1 protein-coding gene is annotated in these 348 nt (G+C 42.5%); it reads right to left on the bottom strand.

The features are described 5' to 3' along the window. On the bottom strand, window positions 1-348 hold a 348-nt coding region (locus SM753_RS20315), incomplete at both ends, for a cytochrome P450 (protein ID WP_323192899.1).

Genomic DNA, 348 nt, shown 5'->3' with positions numbered 1-348 from the left:
ATGGGCCCAAACCGAATGGCAGGAATGCATTGCGGTTGATTGCTGGCAAGTTTTCTCTTGCAAATCTCTGGGGATCGAAAAGATGAGGTTCACTCCAATATTGTGGATCGTTGTGTATGCACCAGACTGGAATCCAGATGAGGGTATTCTTCTCTACGTGCACTGGATGTTCACCATTCCTTTCAGGCGGAATAGTATAAGGTTCGTTAGACCTTCTGTCTACTACTAAAAGTGGCGGCCATTTTCTGAGAGTTTCATTCACTACCATTTCCAAGTAAGGAATCCTATTCAATCCATTATACGTGAGGGTCTCATTCTCTTCTAAATAATAATCTATCTCACGAATCA

This window comes from Halostella sp. PRR32 (genome assembly GCF_034808085.1).
GTDB lineage: Archaea > Halobacteriota > Halobacteria > Halobacteriales > Natronoarchaeaceae > Halostella > Halostella pelagica.
This window is presented reverse-complemented; position numbering and strand designations above follow the sequence as displayed.